12 protein-coding genes and 1 pseudogene are annotated in these 19,577 nt (G+C 50.1%); 10 read left to right on the forward strand and 3 right to left on the reverse strand.

Going from position 1 to position 19,577, the window contains the following annotated elements:
• Window positions 1-11: 11 nt before the first annotated feature.
• The 5 genes and pseudogenes from BQ5591_RS00795 (at window position 12) to BQ5591_RS00815 (ending at window position 10,096) form a co-directional block, all read left to right on the forward strand.
• The gene (locus BQ5591_RS00795) at window positions 12-1,991 is read left to right on the forward strand and encodes a TonB-dependent receptor (RefSeq protein ID WP_071148059.1); all 1,980 of its coding nucleotides are present in this window, start codon (window positions 12-14) and stop codon (window positions 1,989-1,991) included.
• A 30-nt stretch (window positions 1,992-2,021) separates the two neighbouring features.
• On the forward strand, window positions 2,022-3,185 hold the full coding sequence (locus tag BQ5591_RS00800) for a YncE family protein (RefSeq protein WP_071148060.1): 1,164 nt from the start codon (window positions 2,022-2,024) through the stop codon (window positions 3,183-3,185).
• Between the two features lie 38 nt (window positions 3,186-3,223).
• Entirely contained in the window at window positions 3,224-4,543 is a 1,320-nt protein-coding gene (locus BQ5591_RS00805; protein ID WP_071148061.1) for a PKD domain-containing protein, read from the forward strand.
• A gap of 543 nt (window positions 4,544-5,086) precedes the next feature.
• Window positions 5,087-8,350 (forward strand): annotated as a pseudogene (locus BQ5591_RS00810) (SusC/RagA family TonB-linked outer membrane protein); the annotation flags it as partial.
• A 72-nt stretch (window positions 8,351-8,422) separates the two neighbouring features.
• A complete protein-coding gene (locus tag BQ5591_RS00815) occupies window positions 8,423-10,096 on the forward strand; it encodes a SusD/RagB family nutrient-binding outer membrane lipoprotein (protein WP_071148062.1) in 1,674 nt (557 codons plus the stop codon).
• 210 nt (window positions 10,097-10,306) lie between these two features.
• On the opposite strand, the gene upp is transcribed toward BQ5591_RS00815, so the two are convergent.
• Window positions 10,307-10,966, reverse strand: coding sequence for a uracil phosphoribosyltransferase (gene upp, locus BQ5591_RS00820; protein WP_071148063.1), 660 nt, complete (start codon window positions 10,964-10,966; stop codon window positions 10,307-10,309).
• Window positions 10,967-11,757: 791 nt separating this feature from the next.
• On the opposite strand from upp, the gene pckA reads away from it, so the two are divergent.
• Window positions 11,758-13,365 (forward strand): phosphoenolpyruvate carboxykinase (ATP), encoded by a 1,608-nt coding sequence (gene pckA / locus BQ5591_RS00825; RefSeq protein WP_071148064.1) that lies wholly within the window; start codon window positions 11,758-11,760, stop codon window positions 13,363-13,365.
• Between the two features lie 96 nt (window positions 13,366-13,461).
• Here the strand turns inward: pckA and BQ5591_RS00830 are convergent, their stop codons facing one another.
• Entirely contained in the window at window positions 13,462-14,346 is an 885-nt protein-coding gene (locus tag BQ5591_RS00830; RefSeq protein ID WP_071148065.1) for a LysR substrate-binding domain-containing protein, read from the reverse strand.
• Between the two features lie 109 nt (window positions 14,347-14,455).
• On the opposite strand from BQ5591_RS00830, the gene BQ5591_RS00835 reads away from it, so the two are divergent.
• The 4 genes from BQ5591_RS00835 (at window position 14,456) to BQ5591_RS00850 (ending at window position 17,669) form a co-directional block, all read left to right on the forward strand.
• A complete protein-coding gene (locus tag BQ5591_RS00835) occupies window positions 14,456-14,923 on the forward strand; it encodes an NADPH-dependent FMN reductase family protein (RefSeq protein ID WP_113740841.1) in 468 nt (155 codons plus the stop codon).
• A gap of 18 nt (window positions 14,924-14,941) precedes the next feature.
• The gene (locus BQ5591_RS00840; protein WP_071148067.1) at window positions 14,942-16,411 is read left to right on the forward strand and encodes a catalase; all 1,470 of its coding nucleotides are present in this window, start codon (window positions 14,942-14,944) and stop codon (window positions 16,409-16,411) included.
• A gap of 166 nt (window positions 16,412-16,577) precedes the next feature.
• Entirely contained in the window at window positions 16,578-16,952 is a 375-nt protein-coding gene (locus BQ5591_RS00845; protein ID WP_071148068.1) for a DUF6565 domain-containing protein, read from the forward strand.
• A gap of 69 nt (window positions 16,953-17,021) precedes the next feature.
• A complete protein-coding gene (locus BQ5591_RS00850) occupies window positions 17,022-17,669 on the forward strand; it encodes a nitroreductase family protein (RefSeq protein ID WP_071148069.1) in 648 nt (215 codons plus the stop codon).
• An 88-nt stretch (window positions 17,670-17,757) separates the two neighbouring features.
• On the opposite strand, the gene typA is transcribed toward BQ5591_RS00850, so the two are convergent.
• The gene (typA, locus tag BQ5591_RS00855) at window positions 17,758-19,560 is read right to left on the reverse strand and encodes a translational GTPase TypA (RefSeq protein ID WP_071148541.1); all 1,803 of its coding nucleotides are present in this window, start codon (window positions 19,558-19,560) and stop codon (window positions 17,758-17,760) included.
• Window positions 19,561-19,577 lie beyond the last annotated feature (17 nt).

Raw genomic sequence — 19,577 nt, forward strand, 5'->3', positions numbered from 1 at the left:
TTCGACCTGTCATGCTTGTCTGTGCCTTGATAGGAAGCACTGTATCCCTATACGCACAAAGCAAGTTAGACAGTTTGCAGCGTTTGGACGAAGTCGTCATCACGGCACGTTCCATTCAAAAGGAAGTCATACCCGTACAGCAACTTCAGGGCGAACAGCTGCAACGGCTCGCCTCGCACAGCGTGGCCGATGCATTGCGCTACTTTTCGGGTATACAGATCAAAGATTACGGCGGTGTGGGCGGCCTGAAGACCGTAAACATACGCAGCATGGGCACCAATCATGTCGGCGTATTCTACGACGGCATCGAATTGGGCAATGCACAGAACGGAACAGTGGACCTGGGACGCTTCTCGCTGGACAACATGGAGAGTGTCACCTTGTACAACGGGCAGAAAAGCGCCATCTTCCAACCAGCCAAGGACTTCGGATCGGCAGGTTCCATCTATTTGCAATCGCGGACACCGAAATTCGACGAAAACGAAACTCATCGGGTTAAAGCAACCTTCAAGACCGGCTCTTTCGGCACTGTCAATCCGGCCTTGCTTTGGGAGCAGAAAGTGAGTGAAAAAGTCAATATGTCGCTCAGCGGCGAATACATGTACACCACCGGTCGCTATAAATTCACCTACCGCGTGGAAGAAGGCTACGACACCACAGCTGTCCGGCGCAATGGCGACGTCAATGCTCTGCGACTGGAGAATGGTTGGTTTGGCAAGCTACCGCAAGGGCAGTGGAAGGCCAAGGCCTACTTCTACCGCTCCGAACGGGGCTATCCAGGTGCCGTGGTGCGCAACAAGTTCTCACACGAAGATCGTCAGTGGGATACCAACGTATTTGTACAAGGCTCGCTCCGCAAGGACTTCTCCGAACGCTACAGCCTGATGCTGAACGCCAAGTATGCCTACGACTACCTGCACTACCTGGCCGATCCGCGACAGGACGAGGCCCTGATGTACATCAACAACCACTACCGTCAACAGGAAGCCTACGTATCGCTGGCGCAGCGTTATACACTGCTGCCGTCGTGGGACGTCAGTCTGTCGGCCGACTATCAGTTCAACTTGCTGAATGCCGACCTGAAAGACTTTGTCTACCCGCGCCGCCATACAGTGCTGGCTGCTGCCGCTACTTCCTTGCACCTGGGACGGGTGAAGATGCAGGCCAGTATTCTGGCTACCTTCGTCCACGACAACGTGGCCTCGGACACAACCGCTGCTGCTAACAAGATGGAATGGACCCCCACAGCCATTGCCTCGTGGCAGCCTTTCAGGCAGCACGACCTGCACCTGCGCGCCTTCTACAAGCGCATCTTCCGCATGCCGACGCTGAACGACCTGTATTACACCTTTATAGGCAACATCAACCTGAAGCCGGAATATACCAACCAATATAATATAGGTATCACGTATGGAAAAGACTTTCGCCATACCTGGCTACGGCACATCGAAGCCCAGGCCGACGTTTACTACAACGAAGTAGAAAACAAGATTGTAGCGACTCCTACATCTAACTTCTTCCGCTGGACCATGGTCAACCTGGGAAAAGTGGAAATCAGAGGAATAGACGTCGCCCTACAGACCAACTGGCAACCGGCACAGGACCTGACACTGACCACGCGCATGAACTATACATATCAGAAAGCACAGGACTTTACCGATCCGTCGAAACTGTACTACGGCGGACAGATACCCTACATACCCTGGCACAGCGGTTCGGCAGCCGTCAACCTGAACTGGAAGCAGTGGGAAGCCAGCTACAGCTTCATCTACACCGGCGAACGCTATTCTTCGCAAGCCAACCTGCCGGTCAATTACCAATTACCGTGGTACACCAGCGACTTCTCCGTCTCGCGTAACCTGCCGCTGCGCACGGGCGACATGAAACTAACGCTGGAAGTCAACAACCTGCTGAACCAGCAATACGAAGTAGTGTCGTGCTATCCCATGCCAGGCATCAACTTCAAAGCCATCGTGCAATATACATTTTAAAGGAAAAGAAAACTAAATAATCATCTATGTATGGCAAATAATAAACAGATAAACATCCAGCTGATACTGGGTAGCCTCTGGCTGATACTGAGTCTGTCAGCCTGCCGCGGCGACATCCCCATGATGCACACGGAAGAAGAATGGATTACTCCTCCTTATACAGGAAGCCCCATCAAAGGCTTTTTTCTGCTGAACGAAGGCAACATGGGCAACAATAAAGCCAGCATCGACTTCTTCGACTACACTACCGGGAAGTACAACCGCAACATCTATCCCCAACGAAACCCCTCCATTGTCAAGGAACTGGGCGACGTGGGCAACGACATAGCCGTCTACGGCAGTAAGTTGTATGCCGTCATCAACTGTTCGCACTACGTGGAAGTGATGGACGTACATACGGCCGAACACATTGCCAGCATCGACGTGCTGAATTGTCGCAACATCGTATTCAACGACGGAAAAGCCTATGTCAGTTCTTATGCCGGCCCCGTTCAGATCGATCCTGACGCCCGTCCCGGAAAGGTAGTCGAAATAGATACTGCCAGCCTGAGTATTACACACGAAGTTATCGTCGGTTATCAACCCGAAGAAATGGTCATCACCGACGGAAAACTGTATGTGGCCAATTCGGGCGGCTACCGTTATCCCAACTACGACCGTACGGTATCCGTGGTCGACCTTCAGTCATTTCAGGTCATCAAGTCCATCGACGTAGCCATCAATCTGCACCGTATGGAGCTGGACCGCTTCGGACGGATATACGTCAGCTCGCGCGGCGACTACTACGGAACGGGGTCGGACGTGTTTGTCATCGACAGCCATACCGACCAGGTCATCGGCAACTTGGGCATAGCAGCCAGCGAAATGCACCTGTGCGGCGACTCCATCTACATGACCAGCGTAGAGTGGAGCTACGTGACGGAAAGCAACAGTATCGGATACGCCATCTACGACGTGCTGTGGCAGAAGATCGTTTCGCACAACTTCATCACCGACGGCACGGACAAGGAAATAGAAATCCCCTACGGTGTAGCCGTAAATCCGGAAACAAAGGAAATTTTTGTGACCGATGCCACCAATTACGTTACTCCGGGCTATCTGTACTGCTTTAGCCCCGACGGAAAAAAGAAATGGAAAGTGATGACCGGTGACATACCCGCCCACTTCGCCTTTACAACCGAGCCATTTGAATAAACAATAAACTCATATATTCACCTAAAAACAATTGTATTATGAAAAAAGAAGTATTGAGCAAATCCCTGTGGGGGATCGCTTTATCGACTGTCCTTATATCAGGCAGCCTTACATCGTGCAGCGACGACAACTCGGAACCCTATGTGCTCCAGCAGGCAGACATTACCGTCAATGTTCCGGAATCTGGATTCAAAGCAGTTGTCGACCAATTGTTCAAGATTGAAGTGAACAGCGTGTCCGACGAGGGTGTTACCTACACCTGGACTTTGGACGGCGAAACACTGTCCAACAGCAAACAGCTGGAATACATCTTCCCCAGTGCAGGCGCATACGAACTGATACTGACTGCAACCCAAGGAACAAGCTGTTTCAGCTATACTTTCCAGGTAACCGTAGGTTTCGATGACTCTATCACAACTCCCGAAGGAGCCAAAGCTTATATTACAAAGGTAATCGACTTTATGCCTGCCGTAGGACAGTACACCAATGTCCTGCCCTCATACGAAGAAGGCGACACGCAGGAAAACATGAACCAGAAAGTGCTCGACGCCATCGGAAATGGCAACCGTAGCATGATTTCGCTTGGTGGATACGGTGGTTATGTAACGGTAGGCTTCGACCACACTATCGAAAACAAAGCCGGCCTGCGCGACTTCCGCGTACTTGGCAACGCTTTCTATTCGGCCGCCAATCCCAATCCGGATGCTCCCGTAGGCGGTAGCTGCGAACCGGGCATCATCATGGTGGCCTACGACAAGAACAAGAACGGCGTGCCCGATGATGACGAGTGGTACGAAATAGCCGGAAGCGCCCATAACAATCCTGAAGGCGAAGCCTGGTATCAGATGGCCATTAATGCCGGAAACGATGTCAACACTTATAAGGACTATCAGATAACCTACTACCGCCCCGAAAAGGAACCAACCACTGCCGAAGAAAAAGAACAGTACATCCGCTGGGAAGATAATCAAGGAAACTCTGGATATAAGGTGAAAAACAGTTTCCACAACCAACCTTACTTCCCGCAGTGGTTCGAAGGCGAAAAGCTGACTTTCAACGGCACATGTCTGCCACAGAACGGTATCGATGAAAGCGGTAAAGGTACTTACTTCGTACTCTACAAATTCGGTTACGGCTATGCCGATAACGAACAAAACACCAAAGACGATGCCTGCATCGACATCGACTGGGCTGTCAACTCCAAAGGACAAAAGGTCAACCTGCCGGGTGTAGACTTCATCAAGATATATTGCGGTGTGAACCAGGAAAACGGCTGGTTAGGCGAATGTTCTACAGAAGTATCGGGCGTAGAAGATCTCCACATTTTGGGAGAAGAAGTTGCCACACGGGAGGACTAACTCCATACGCAGCTTAAACCAAATGGAAGAACACTGAAATACCTAGGTAATAACTGTATCACAGAATTATTACCTCAATAACACTTTTTCTTTGTAAGGTAATCTCAAGTCTGCCTGCAGCTTAATAAAGCCAGGCAGACTTTTTTTGTAGAAAACAGAACATCCATCTGTGGAAAAATTCTACACTCCACACTTTTTCACACCTTTCCTCATTAAAAATTTTCCATCCGGCAAGCCAGCAGCACACTATCATTCAGCGACTTACAGAAATTCCATACAGATCATAGCAAGACTGTCATATAAATTGCAATTTTATTCAAGATGAAGTTTTCCCACATCCAACTGAGAGAGCATTTTATAAAGCAATAAAATATGAAAAGTCTAACTAGAAAGAGACAAGTAAAAACTTGCCTGAAAAAGTATCCGGCTATCTTATGCGGACTTATCTTCCTGCTGACAGGAAACCTTTCCACATGGGCCTATGAGAGTAAGAACCAACCCGATTCTGTCTTCCTCGACACAACCGAAGATCTCGTCACCGACCAGCAGCCCAAAACTGTAACTGGTATTGTGAAGGATATGAGTGGAGAGCCTCTGCCGGAAGCCAGTATCGTAGAAAAAGGCAATACAAGCAACGGCGTAATAGCCGACGTTGACGGACGCTTTACCCTGACCGTACCCGGAAACGCCACTCTTGTGGTAGCCTACATGGGCTATGCCACACGGGAAATCAAACTACGAAAAGGAGGAAAAACCAAACTCAACATCCTGCTGCGCGAAGACTCCCAACAGCTGAGCGAAGTAGTAGTCACCGCACTTGGTATCAAGAAAGATACTAAGAAACTGGGTTACGCTGTCAGCACCATCAACGCCGACGAGATAGTAAAAGCCGGAGCAACCAACATCGCTTCGGCCATGTACGGCAAGGCACCGGGTATCCGCATCACACAGACGCAAGGCGGATCGGCCGGAGCCGTCTCCATCAACGTGCGCGGATTGACGTCTATCACCGGAAACAACCAACCTATCATCATCCTCGATGGTGTACCTATCCGTAACGGAGGAACCGGAAAGAGTACAGACTTCGCTGAATTCGGTAACGACGGCCGTATCCGTTCGAACGGTCTGGTCGACATCAATCCCGAAGACATTGAGAGCATCAGCATTCTGAAAGGCGCTTCAGCCACAGCCCTATACGGCTCGGAAGCAGCCAACGGCGCCGTAGTCATCACCAGCAAACGTGCTAAAACGGGAAAAGTAAGTGTAGACTTCACTGCACAAGTCATGGCCAACCTACCCGCCTACCTACCCGAAGTGCAAAACCTGTACGGACCGGGAACCTACAACATCAACTACAGCGATTACGAAAAGCAGACCGGAGGATTCTATCAACGAACCTTCAACGGACAGACCTACAAAAGTCTGCGCAGCACCACACAGTCGTTCGGTCCACGATACGACGGTAGTGACGTGCTCTATTGGGACGGAATGGTGCGTCCTTACGTAGCACAGACAGATAATCCGTGGAACGAACTGTTCCGTACCGGATGGACGCAGAACTATACACTGGCTATCTCGCACGGTACGGAGACTGCCAGCAACCGCTTCTCGTATACCTATACCGACGAAATACCCAATGCATTGGTAGGCAGTTTCAAAAAACACAACTTCAAACTGACCGGTTCATACAAACTCTTCAAACCTCTGACATTGGAGTACTCCATCAACTACATCATCCAGAATGTCAAGAACCGTCCGCAAACCTCACTCAGCCTGTATGGAAGTTTCAGCAACGCTTTCTCGACATTCCTCGACATTCCCTACCTGAAAAGCACCTATGCCACCAGCTTAGGTTATAAAAATACATTTGCAGGTGGCGATGCTACACTGACTCCCGACGAAGCCTGGGCTTACGATCCTAGCTACCTGACAGGTGTACGCGACATGCTGTGGAACATGTACCACCAGACAAGTGAAGAAACCGAAAACCGACTGATGGGAATGATACGCCCCACATGGCAAATAACCAACTGGCTCAGCCTGCGTGCCCAAGTGGCAACCGACATCACCGATGCCAAGCAGACGTTGAAGAAAGAAACCGAACGACCTAATTCACTGTACGACCCCAGCGGCAGCTTCCAAGCTATCAACCGCCGCTACGACATCATATATGGCGACGTAATGCTGAACTTCAACTATAACATCGGCCGTTTCGACATCGCAGCTACTGCCGGATGGACAGGACGATACGAAAACATGCACAACATCAGCGTGGCAACCAACGGCGGACTTTCCACCGAAAACTGGTTCGACCTGAATGCCAGCCGCTATACAGCCAGCAGCAGCCTGCAACGCATGGAATTGCTGAAAACCGGTTATATGGGTACCCTCAGCCTGGGCTGGGACAATTACCTCTTTTTGGAACTGACCGGACGTCAGGAGCGCTCTTCTACACTGAAGGACCAAAGTTTCTTCTACCCTTCGGCCAACATGAGTTTCCTGTTCACCGATGCCTTCCGTATGCCGCGCTAGTGGAGCTACGGTAAGCTACGCCTCTCTTACGGCGTTGTGGGTAACGCTCCCGAAACCTATGCCGCCAACATTGTTTACGAGCAAGGCTCAGACAACGGCTTCACGTGGAACACCGTTCCTTCTTCATTAGGCAACTCGCACATCCGTCCCGAAAAAAAATACGAATATGAGTTCGGACTCGAAAGCAAGTTCTTCAATAACCGTCTGGGATTCGACGTGTCCTACTACAATAACCGTGTAAAAGACCAGATACTGTCTACTCCTCAACCATCCAGTTCGGGTGCCAAATATATGCTGATGAACGTGGGCGAGGTAGCCAACCAAGGTTGGGATGTAGCCATCAATGCCACACCGGTACTGACACGCGACTTCCGCTGGGATCTGACCGCTACCTACGGTGTGTATAAAAACAAAGTCGTACGGCTGGCCGACGGAGTACCTTACCTTGAAATCGTAAACTCCGGCGGAAGTGGTATCAAAATACAGGCCGTAGAAGGACAAGCCATGGGCGACATCTATGCACAAGTGCCGCAAATGAACGAAAAAGGCGAGTACCTTGTGTCAGATAACGGCCTCTACCTCAACCAGAGCGAACTGCAAAAAGTGGGCAACATCAATCCCGACGGTGTAGGTGGTCTGTTCAACTCGTTCTCGTATAAGAACTTCACCCTCGACATCAGCATTGACTACCGCATCGGAGGTGACGTTATCAATGAAATGAACCAATACGCCACCGGACTGGGTCTGACACCTGAATCGCTGAAATACCGCGATACCGAACATGGAGGCCTTTCCTACTATTACCCGGGCGACAACAACTCAACAGCTATCCCCGTACAGGTAGCCCCAACCACCGCGGCAGGTCCCAACGGTGAGCACATCTACCACGACGGCCTCATCCTGCCGGGTATAGTAGCTTCGACAGGCGAGCAGAATACACGTATCATCCCTGCTGCCTACTATTACAACATGACCTACAACTGGGGTACCAACAGCGAACAGCTCACTTATATGAACTCCGTATTCGACAATTCGTACGTGAAGCTGCGCGAACTGGCGCTGAGCTATCGGTTCCCACAGAAAGTGACTGCCAAACTGGGTATGTCGGGCCTGAGCCTGTCGGTGTTCGGACGAAACCTCTTCTACTTCTACAAAGCATTGAAGAACTACGATGCCGAGTCGTCGGTAGGAACGTCATGGGCAAATCAGGCTGTTGTCGGCAATTCGACGGCAGCTACCCGAAACTTCGGATTCTCCGTCAGAGCCAGCTTCTGAGCAATAACAACCACCTCGTACAATCAAGGTAAAAAACGGGCAACCGCAACAAAAAACATATAAAAAGGCATTATGAAAAAACTATCCATATCATTGGCTTTGGGTGTACTACTCACCCTCGGCGCCTGCTCGGAATATGATTTCGACAGTAAATACGAAGACCCTTCGAAAGTGACCACCGTCTCTATCAGCAACCTGATGGTAGGTGTTTTTCAAAGAGTGAAAGACTACGACCTCTACGAGTATAACCGTTTTTTCGGCTTCGACTCGCAGTTCGTAGGGAAATATGCACAGACTTTCGGTTATACTTACTCCAGCAGCATGTATACACCCGGTTATACTCCATTCATCGACAGCCAGTGGGACAACCTTTACTCGGCTCTGACCCAACTACGCAAACTCGAATCACTCTATAACGAAGAAAGCACCGGACAGCAAGAGCAGGACGAAGTTTTTCTGCTGGCAGCACGGCTACAAGTATACGATTTCTTTGCCGCTACTGTCGACGTCTTTGGCGACATGCCTTTCAGCAAGGCTTGTACCTTGCCGCTGACCAATGACGTGCAACAGTCGTATGCTCCTTACGACAAAGCAGAAGACATCTACCGTACCATCCTGTCCGAACTGAAGGAGATGGCTCCACGCTTCCGCACCATCCCCGTTCCGCGTAACTTCAGTACACAGGACTTCATCAACTGGGGCGACATGGATAAGTGGGAGCGTTACGCCAACTCCCTGCGCCTACGTCTGGCCATGCGTGTAGCCTCGCAAGGCGAACTGGCAGAAGAAGGACGAGCCATCATCAAAGAGATACTGGAGAACCCGACCGAATACCCTCTCATCGAGGAACAAGCGAATAACGTATTCATCACTAACCAGAAGTCCGGACAGCTGAACTTCACTGCCGGTAGCGGACTGGGCGACTGGGTGACCAACCGTCTGGCATCGGGTCCCGTCATCGATCGAATGCTGAGCCACGGCAATTACAACATGGAGAGCAGCGATCCACTGACTGGTACTTATGTCGAGGGTACAGACGACCCGCGCATCCTGCTCTACTACAACCCTGTAAAAATAGTAAACCGCAATACTGGACAGACTGACGAACACCGCTACCTGGGTACGGATGTCAGTGTAAGCGACGAGCTGACCGAATACTACAACTCACAGGCCGAGGACGAACTGATAACAACCAACAAGGGTTTCTCGCAAATCACCCAAAACGGTTTCTTCTGGCAGAACGACAAGTTCGACATGCTCATCATGGCATCGCCCGAAATCCACTTCATCAAAGCAGAAGCATACGCCATGGGCTACGGAGTAGCACAGGACATGACCCGTGCCGAAGAAGAGTTTAAAACAGCCGTCAGCCAGTCCATCCGCCTGTGGTACTATTACGACTCCATCGGTACCGGCGAAAACACCCGCCGCTACGAGGCTCCAACCGACGAAGCCATAGCCGCCTTTGCCGACGCCCGCTGGAAGAGCAGCGACTATACCGATAAACTGGATGCCATTATCACCCAGAAGTGGGTACACTTTGCCTTCCTCGTCAGCCGCGAAGCCTGGAGCGACCTGCGCCGCACGGGCTATCCGTCGGGACTCGTTTTCCCCGAAGTAGCCGGCACCATCCCCAACGTTCCCAATCGTTGGCGCTACCCGACCACCGAAGTGAATTACAATCCCTACTATAAGGACGTACAGGCTGAAGACACCTACTACACCAAACTGTTCTGGGCGAAATGAGCCGCAAGACACACCGGTATACGAACCACAGCCACCCAACCTAGGATTGTGCTGAAAAGTTTGCAACCTACAAAACGAGACTAACAATCTCTTAAAACCAAATGACGCGGACTGAACGGATATCATATAAAAGATAAATCCGTGCAATCCGCGTCATTCGTATCTATAGGAAGGAACAGATAACCTGTACCCACGTACTGCCCTTCTCTGTTACAGCTTCTCGCCGTAAGCCAAGTCACCGGCATCGCCCAGCCCCGGCACAATGTAGGAACGCTCGTTCAGTTCAGGATCGATGGCTGCGCACCACAACGCAACGTCATCGTTCGGAAATACCTGCTGTAAGTGTTCCACTCCCTGACGGCTGGCTATCACGCTGGCTATCAGCAACCGCTTGGGAGTCCCCTTCGACAGAAAAGCTTTCCAGGCCAGCTCCATACTCTCGCCAGTGGCCAGCATGGGGTCGACCAGCAGCAGCGTCTTCCCTGTCAGGTTGGGCGAAGCGATGTATTCGATGTGCACATCAAGCTCGCGACACTCCTTATCCTTATAATAACGGTACGCCGATACGAAGGCATTGCCGGCACGGTCGAACACGTTCAGAAAACCCTGATGTAAAGGCAGCCCGGCACGGAACACCGTAGCAACCACCAGCTCATCGTCGGGTGTACTGACCTGAGCCACACCCAGCGGTGTCTGCACCTGTTTCACGGAGTAGGTCAACTCCTTACTCATTTCATAAGCCATCAGTTCGCCGATGCGTTCGATATTACGGCGAAAGCGCAAACGTTCTTTCTGTATATCCACATCGCGGATTTCGGCCACATACTGATTGATAACCGAATTGGTTTCTGCAAAATCTATAACTTTCATACGATTCTATTTTCGGCCTTCGAAGCCGTACAAACGGAAGAAGGCAATTCGATGCAAATATAAAACTTTCCTCCCGAAAACACCCGTCCGATGTGAAAATATGTTCATATATATAATATATGCCAACCATGCCTACATAGTACGACTGCCACACTTGCATGGCTCGGCTAGAACACTTGCACGGCTCGCGAGCCACACTTGTACCGCTCACGAGCCACACTTGCACCGCTCAACCCCGTCTGTATACCCTTCACAGCACGTTTTCTGTTTCCTGCTTCACATCCTTCATCCTTTCACCCGGCTTCTTCAAAGCTGATACATAGGAAGATGCGGTGAAAGGTAACGTTTCACAGCCATTTCATATCTTTTCTGCACGTTTCAACGCAAGCTACTGTATCTGAGGTAATTGTGGTGAAACATCATACATTCCAACCTTCCTTCACCCGATAGCAACCGACGTTTCACCCCACCTGAAACCAATTTACACGCTGGACACCAACAGTCTGCAATGTACACACAGCAAAAACCGTCTCAGTTTTATCCGTTTTGCAACATTCAGTTAGCAGATATTGTTATGGATTTATAAAAGAAGTCCAATTAAAGAAAAATTTCTCCAATAGGACTTTTCTTTCGAAAGAAAATCGTACTTTTGTAGTCGAAAAACAAGGGACTTATCCGAAACCGCCCTGCGACGGACAACGGATTCTGACGAGGACTCCCCTCCCCTTGTAAAGATAAAGGTAAAAAGAGATTATTCACAAAAATACCAATTTTTAAAATCTTAAAAAGAAATGGCAAATTTAGATTTAAGCAAGTACGGTATTCAAGACGTAAAGGAGATTCTCCACAACCCGTCTTATGAAGTATTGTTCGAAGAAGAGACCAAAGCTGGTCTGGAAGGCTACGAAAAAGGTCAGGTAACAGAACTGAACGCTGTGAACGTAATGACTGGTATCTATACCGGACGTTCTCCTAAAGATAAATTCTTCGTTAAGAATGAAGCCAGCGAAAACACTGTATGGTGGACTTCTGACGAATACAAGAACGACAACAAACCTTGCTCTGAAGAAGCTTGGGCTGACCTGAAGGCTAAAGCTGTTAAACAGCTGAGCGGCAAGCGTCTGTTCGTTATGGATACATTCTGCGGTGCCAACCCTGCAACTCGTCTGAAAGTACGTTTCATCATGGAAGTTGCTTGGCAGGCTCACTTCGTAAAGAACATGTTCATCCGTCCGACAGAAGAAGAACTGGCCAACTACGGTGAACCCGATTTCGTATCATTCAACGCAGCCAAGGCTAAGGTTGACAACTACAAGGAACTGGGTCTGAACTCTGAAACAGCTACTGTATTCAACCTGAAGACTAACGAACAGGTTATCCTGAACACTTGGTACGGTGGTGAAATGAAGAAAGGTATCTTCTCTATCATGAACTACCTGAACCCGTTGCGTGGTATCGCTTCTATGCACTGCTCTGCCAACACTAATATGGAAGGCACTGACACTGCTATCTTCTTCGGTCTGTCTGGTACAGGTAAGACTACTTTGTCTACTGACCCGAAACGTAAACTGATCGGTGACGACGAGCACGGATGGGACGACGAAGGCGTATTCAACTACGAAGGTGGTTGCTATGCTAAGGTTATCAACCTCGACAAGGAAAGCGAACCCGATATCTACGCTGCCATCAAGCGCGACGCTCTGTTGGAGAACGTAACAGTTGACGCCAACGGTAAGATCGACTTCGCTGATAAGAGCGTAACTGAGAACACTCGTGTTTCTTATCCTATCTACCACATCGAAAACATCGTTAAGCCGGTATCTAAAGGTCCTCACGCTCACCAGGTAATCTTCCTGTCAGCTGATGCCTTCGGTGTATTGCCTCCGGTATCTATCCTGAACCCCGAACAGGCTCAGTACTACTTCCTGTCTGGTTTCACTGCTAAGTTGGCTGGTACAGAACGTGGTATCACTGAACCGACTCCGACATTCTCTGCTTGCTTCGGCGCAGCCTTCCTGAGCTTGCACCCGACTAAATATGCAGAAGAGTTGGTTAAGAAGATGGAAAAAGTAGGTGCTAAGGCATACTTGGTTAACACTGGTTGGAACGGTACTGGCAAGCGTATTTCTATCCGCGATACTCGTGGTATCATCGACGCTATCCTGGACGGTTCTATCGACAAGGCTCCTACAAAGGTTATCCCGTACTTCGACTTCGTAGTTCCGACAGAATTGCCGGGTGTTGATCCGAAGATCCTCGATCCTCGCGACACTTACGAATGCGCATGCCAATGGGAAGAAAAAGCCAAAGACCTGGCTGGCCGCTTCATCAAGAACTTCGCTAAGTTCACTGGCAACGAAGCAGGTAAGAAGCTGGTTGCTGCTGGTCCGAAGCTCTAATCGAAAAGACTATAAGCAATCAATAAAAGAGAGGGTACATCCGGTGCGGATGTACCCTCTTTCTTTTCTAGTTCTTCAGCAGACAAAACAAGAACCTCACCGTCCACCCGTCACCTTCAGCAGAAAATCAGCAAAAGCCAGAGCCGACTTTTTCCGATAAGTACCCTGTGGCCAAAACAGAAAGCCACGCGAAGTGAGATGGTCATTGCAAAGAATCGGAATCTGCATCAGGTCGGGCTCACCACGAACAGCGGCCTGTGTCAGTATGGTTCCCCACTGCCCACTCCTCAACGCATGAATGATGGTATGGACATCGTCCATTTCGACAGAAGCCGTAAGTTCCATATGATGCCGACGGAACAGTTCTTCCACTTTCTTTCTCGTAGCAAATCCACAAGCCGGCAATATCAACGGCGTCTGCGACAGGCGCTTCAACGTGACCGACGAAAGCTCGGCCAACGGGTGCGAACGATGAACAATGAAGTTAAGACGCGAAGAGAAAAGCGGCAGCGTTTCAAACTCATCTTCCACTCCTTCCGGTTTGAACGAAAGTACAAAGTCGGGGCCACTACCGTCCAGCCGCTTCAACAGTTCTTCGGAAGTAGCAAAAGTAACTTCTACCCGTACTTTGGGATGGGCTTGCGAAAAAAGCTTCAGTGCTGCAATCAGTAGCGGACTCATGCTGTAAGTCACACCGATACGCAGTACCCCTGTTTCAATTCCCTTCAAGTCATGAATAATCTGTCGTCCGTCTTCCGCATCGTGAATGGCCCGGACGGCATAAGGCAGAAAGGCATGACCGGCCTCGGTAGGAACAATGCGCTTGCCAATGCGGTCGAAAAGCAATACATCCAGTTCATCCTCTAACTGTTTGATCTGCTGCGAAAGCGTACTTTGCGAAATATGAAGCACGCGGGCCGCTTCCGAAAAATTCTGCCGCTCGCAAGCCTCCTTGAAATACTTCAGTTGGCGTAATTCCATGTTTCAATCGTTTTAGCCTATAAGGTTTATCGAAAAAATGAATCTTGCAAATATAAAGAAATAACCCGCTCCCCCATATATTTGTTCAGCAACAATAATAATGTGCAAGATGAAAAAGATAAACGGTCACTTTACGAACAACCGAAAAGCCGTCGTCCTCTATTACAGCCACAAAGGGAAAACGGCCGCCTATGCCCGCGAAATAGCCATGTACCTTTGGTCGAAAGGCCTGAGTGTCAGTCTGAGTGCCGTGTCAGATGCCACACCGGAGAAGCTGGCAGAATGTGACTTCCTGATTTCGGGCTGCTGGACTTGCGGTTGGTTCGTCATCGGACAACATCCGCACAGGCAGTGGCAGGACTTCAGCCGACAGATACAACAGCTGGTACAGGCCGACCGCACGCTTCTTTTTACCACTTACCGGTTCAGGACAGGCAGCATGTACATGCGCATGAAACGTGCACTGAGCATTCCACGAGCATGCCCTGTACCCTTTCTGAAATCGAAAACCGGACGCCTCACCGACGAGGACAAGGCACAATTGGATCACTTCATCGACATTTCCTTTATTCACTAACTATAAACGTAACATGGTATGAAAACTAAGAAACTGACTACCGCTGCAGGAGCACCTGTAGCCGACAACCAGAATGTAGCCACCGCAGGACGCCGGGGGCCGATGCTCTTACAAGATGTATGGTTTCTGGAGAAACTGGCACACTTCGACCGCGAAGTCATTCCCGAACGCCGCATGCACGCCAAAGGATCGGGAGCTTTCGGCAAGTTTACCGTAACCCATGACATTACCCCCTACAGCAAAGCCGCCATCTTCTCGCAGATAGGCAAGGAGACGGAAGTATTTGTACGCTTCTCGACCGTAGCCGGAGAACGTGGAGCCGCCGATGCCGAACGCGATATCCGCGGATTTGCCATCAAGTTCTATACAGACGAAGGCAACTGGGACTTGGTTGGAAACAACACCCCCGTCTTCTTCTTGCGCGACCCGCTGAAGTTTCCCGATCTGAATCATGCCGTCAAACGCGATCCGCGTACCAACATGCGCAGCGCACGCAATAACTGGGACTTCTGGACACTGCTGCCCGAAGCACTCCACCAGGTAACCATCACCATGAGCGACCGCGGCATCCCGGCTTCGTACCGGCACATGCACGGCTACGGCAGTCACACCTTCTCCTTCATCAATGCCGAAGGCAAACGCACATGGGTTAAATTCCATTTACGTACCCAGCAGGGCATCAAGAATCTGACCGATCAGGAAGCCGAAGCCATCATAGCCAAAGACCGCGAAAGCCACCAACGCGACCTGTACGAAAGCATCGAGAAAGGCGACTTTCCACGCTGGACCATGTTCATCCAGCTGATGACGGAAGAACAGGCAGCCAACTGTCCGTTCAACCCCTTCGACCTCACCAAAGTATGGTCGCAAAAGGAATATCCGCTCATCGAAGTAGGTGTACTGGAACTGAACCGCAACCCCGAAAACTACTTCGCCGACGTAGAGCAGGCAGCTTTCAACCCGGCCAACGTAGTGCCAGGCATCAGCTTCTCGCCCGACCGCATGTTGCAGGGACGTCTTTTCTCGTACGGCGACACGCAACGCTATCGCCTGGGCGTGAACCACCATCAGATTCCCGTGAACCGCAGCCGTTGTCCGTTCCTCAACATGTACCATCGTGACGGGCAAATGAGAGTTGACGGCAATTACGGCTCAACACTGGGATACGAGCCTAATGGCTATGGCGAATGGCAACAACAAGGCGAATACAAGGAACCGCCCCTCGAACTGGATGGAGCCGCCTACCAATGGGATTACCGCGAAGACGACTCGGATTACTATTCGCAAGCCGGCGACCTGTTCCGTCTGATGACACCCGCACAGCAACAGGTTCTGTTCGAAAATACCGCCCGCTCAATGGGTGATATTCCCGAAGAAATCAAACTCCGCCACATCCGTAACTGCCTGAAAGCCGACGAGAACTATGGCCGCGGCATCGCTCAGGCTTTAGGCATTGCCATGACACATCCGGGGCTGGCCGAAAGCTGATCGATTCTTCATCCCTCGACCTTCATTCTGTAACTTCTTCCGTACCAGAAAAGTAACAGAATGAAGGCACGAAGGGCTGAAAAAAAGAAAAAAGCAGTATAGCCAGGAACATTTATTGAAAATATTTCATTAGCTTTGCCTCTAACAATTTATCTGCAAAAAGCTTATGAAAAAGTACATCCTGCTTGCCCTGTTAGCCATCGGCATCATGGGCTTTCAATCATGCCAATCGAAACAAGGACGCATCGACGACCTGAAGAACTTTGTGGAAGAAATCAGCGAGGACGGCAAGGACTATTCCGCCGATCAATGGGAAAAGGCGAACAAGAAGTTCAGCGAACTCCTGGAGAAAATCAACTCGTACGACGACCTGACCGAGGAAGAACTGGAAGAAGTAGCCAAACTGCAAGGTCAATATGCCGCCACTGTATTCAAGAACTGTGGAAAAGCCATCATGGAGCAGATGGAAAAAGCCGGTGCCGCACTCGGCGGTTTCCTTGAAGGAGTAGATGAAGGACTGGAAGACAAGGAACAGGAATAATCCGCTCCACACATACACCATCGGCTCATTTTCATTACCAATGACATCAACCCAAATAAAAACGTATATATGAAACTATTGAAAGGTATCGTGGGCGGACTCTGCCTGTGTGCAGCCATCGGATGCACCGCCCCTGCATCGCAAAAAGAAAGCACTGCCGCTCCTAAAGGCCTCAGCCAGTCGGAAGCAGTCATCAAAACCATTATGGATCGCCGCAGCATCCGCAAGTACAAACCACAACCGGTGAACCGCGACACCATGCAAACCATCCTGAAATGTGGCATCAATGCTCCCAATGGCATGAATAAACAGTCGTGGGAAGTACGCGTAGTGGACAATCCAGAGTTTATCAACGGGGTAACAGAGCTCTACAAGAAAGCAAATCCGAAAGCAACTGAAGATCCGTCGTTCAAGAACATGTTTCGCAATGCCCCCACGGTAGTGTTTATCGCCAACGACCCGTCGTACGACTGCTCTCAGATAGACTGCGGTCTGCTGGGCGGCAACATGATACTTACGGCACAATCCATGGGCATCGGATCGTGCTGTCTGGGCGGACCGGCCCGTTTTATGAAGTCGGCCGAAGCAGCCGAGTATCTGAAGAAACTGAACTTCAGCGAAGGCTACGAATTGCTGTACTGCATAGCCTTCGGCTATCCCGATGAGGCACCTGACGCCAAACCGCGTAATGCCGAGAAAGTAAAGTTCATCGACTAAAAAAAGAGTTTGACAACCCTTCCTGTGCAAAAAAAGGAGGTGTGCATCCCTACACACCTCCTTTCGTCTAATATATATTATATGTATGTTATGAGTTCTTATTGGCACGCTTGCGTTCCGTCTCATCGAGGATAACTTTACGCATACGCATAGACTTCGGAGTAACCTCTACATACTCGTCTTCCTTGATGTATTCCAATGCTTCTTCCAACGAGAACTGTACGGGAGGAATCAGACGGGCTTTCTCGTCCGAACCGCTGGCACGCATATTGGTCAGTTTCTTCGACTTGGTCACGTTCACTACCAAATCGTTTTCGTGTGAATGTTCACCTACCACCTGACCTGCATAGACTTCCTCTTGCGGGAAGATGAAGAATTTGCCACGGTCCTGCAGTTTGTCGATGGCATAAGCAAAAGCCGTTCCACTCTCCATGGCAATCATGGATCCGTTGGTACGACGCTCTATCTCGCCCTTATAAGGCTGATACTCCTTGAAGCGATGTGCCATGATGGCTTCACCGGCACTGGCTGTCAACACATTGGTACGCAAGCCGATGATACCGCGCGACGGCATGTCGAACTCCAGGTTCACACGGTCGCCCGCATTTTCCATCTTCACCATTTCGCCCTTACGACGGGTCACCATATCGATAATCTTGCTGGCATATTCCTCAGGAACATTTACAGTCAACTCCTCGATAGGTTCGCACTTCACACCGTCTATCTCCTTGAAGATAACCTGTGGCTGACCAACCTGCAACTCATAGCCTTCACGACGCATGGTCTCGATCAGTACAGACAAGTGAAGCACACCACGACCCGAAACGATCCATTTTCCGTCTTCTTCGCTCTTCTTCACACGCAAAGCCAGGTTCTTGTCCAGCTCCTTCATCAGTCGGTCGTGAATGTGACGCGAAGTAACGAATTTACCTTCTCTTCCAAAGAAAGGCGAATCGTTGATGGTGAACAACATGCTCATGGTCGGTTCGTCGATGGCAATAGGCGGCAATGCTTCGGGGTTCTCGTAATCGCAGATGGTATCGCCAATCTCGAAACCATCGATACCTACCAGGGCGCAAATGTCACCCGATGAAACTTCGGGCACTCTGACACGCCCCATGCCTTCGAATGTATGCAGTTCTTTAATCTTAGTCTTGATGATACTGCCGTCACGCTTTGCCAACGATACATTCATACCCTCGCGCAACGTACCGCGATGAACACGTCCCACCGCAATACGGCCGGTATAAGATGAATAATCGAGCGAAGTAATCAGCATCTGGGGCGTACCCTCCAGCTGCTCGGGAGCAGGTATGTTCTCCAGGATGCAGTCGAGCAAAGGAGTGATGTTATCGGTCGGCTTCTGCCAGTCGGTACTCATCCAGTTGTTCTTGGCCGATCCGTAAATGACGGGGAAGTCAAGTTGATCTTCAGTTGCGTTAAGGCTGAACATCAGATCGAACACCATTTCATACACTTCTTCGGGGCGACAGTTGGGCTTATCCACCTTATTGACAACCACAATGGGCTTCAAACCAATCTGCAAAGCCTTTTGAAGCACAAAGCGCGTCTGAGGCATCGGGCCTTCGAACGCATCGACCAGCAGAAGACAACCGTCGGCCATATTGAGCACACGCTCTACCTCGCCGCCAAAGTCACTGTGTCCCGGAGTGTCGATAATATTAATCTTGGTGCCTTTATAGTTAATGGATACGTTCTTCGAGAGAATCGTTATTCCTCGCTCACGTTCCAAATCATTGTTATCCAGCATCAATTCACCCGTGCTCTGGTTGTTCCGGAAAAGATGTCCGGCCAGCAGCATCTTGTCTACAAGCGTCGTCTTCCCATGATCGACATGGGCAATAATTGCAATGTTTCTGATGTTTTGCATATAATACCTATTATTTT

The sequence above is a fragment of the Bacteroides ndongoniae genome (genome assembly GCF_900108345.1).
Lineage (GTDB): Bacteria > Bacteroidota > Bacteroidia > Bacteroidales > Bacteroidaceae > Bacteroides > Bacteroides ndongoniae.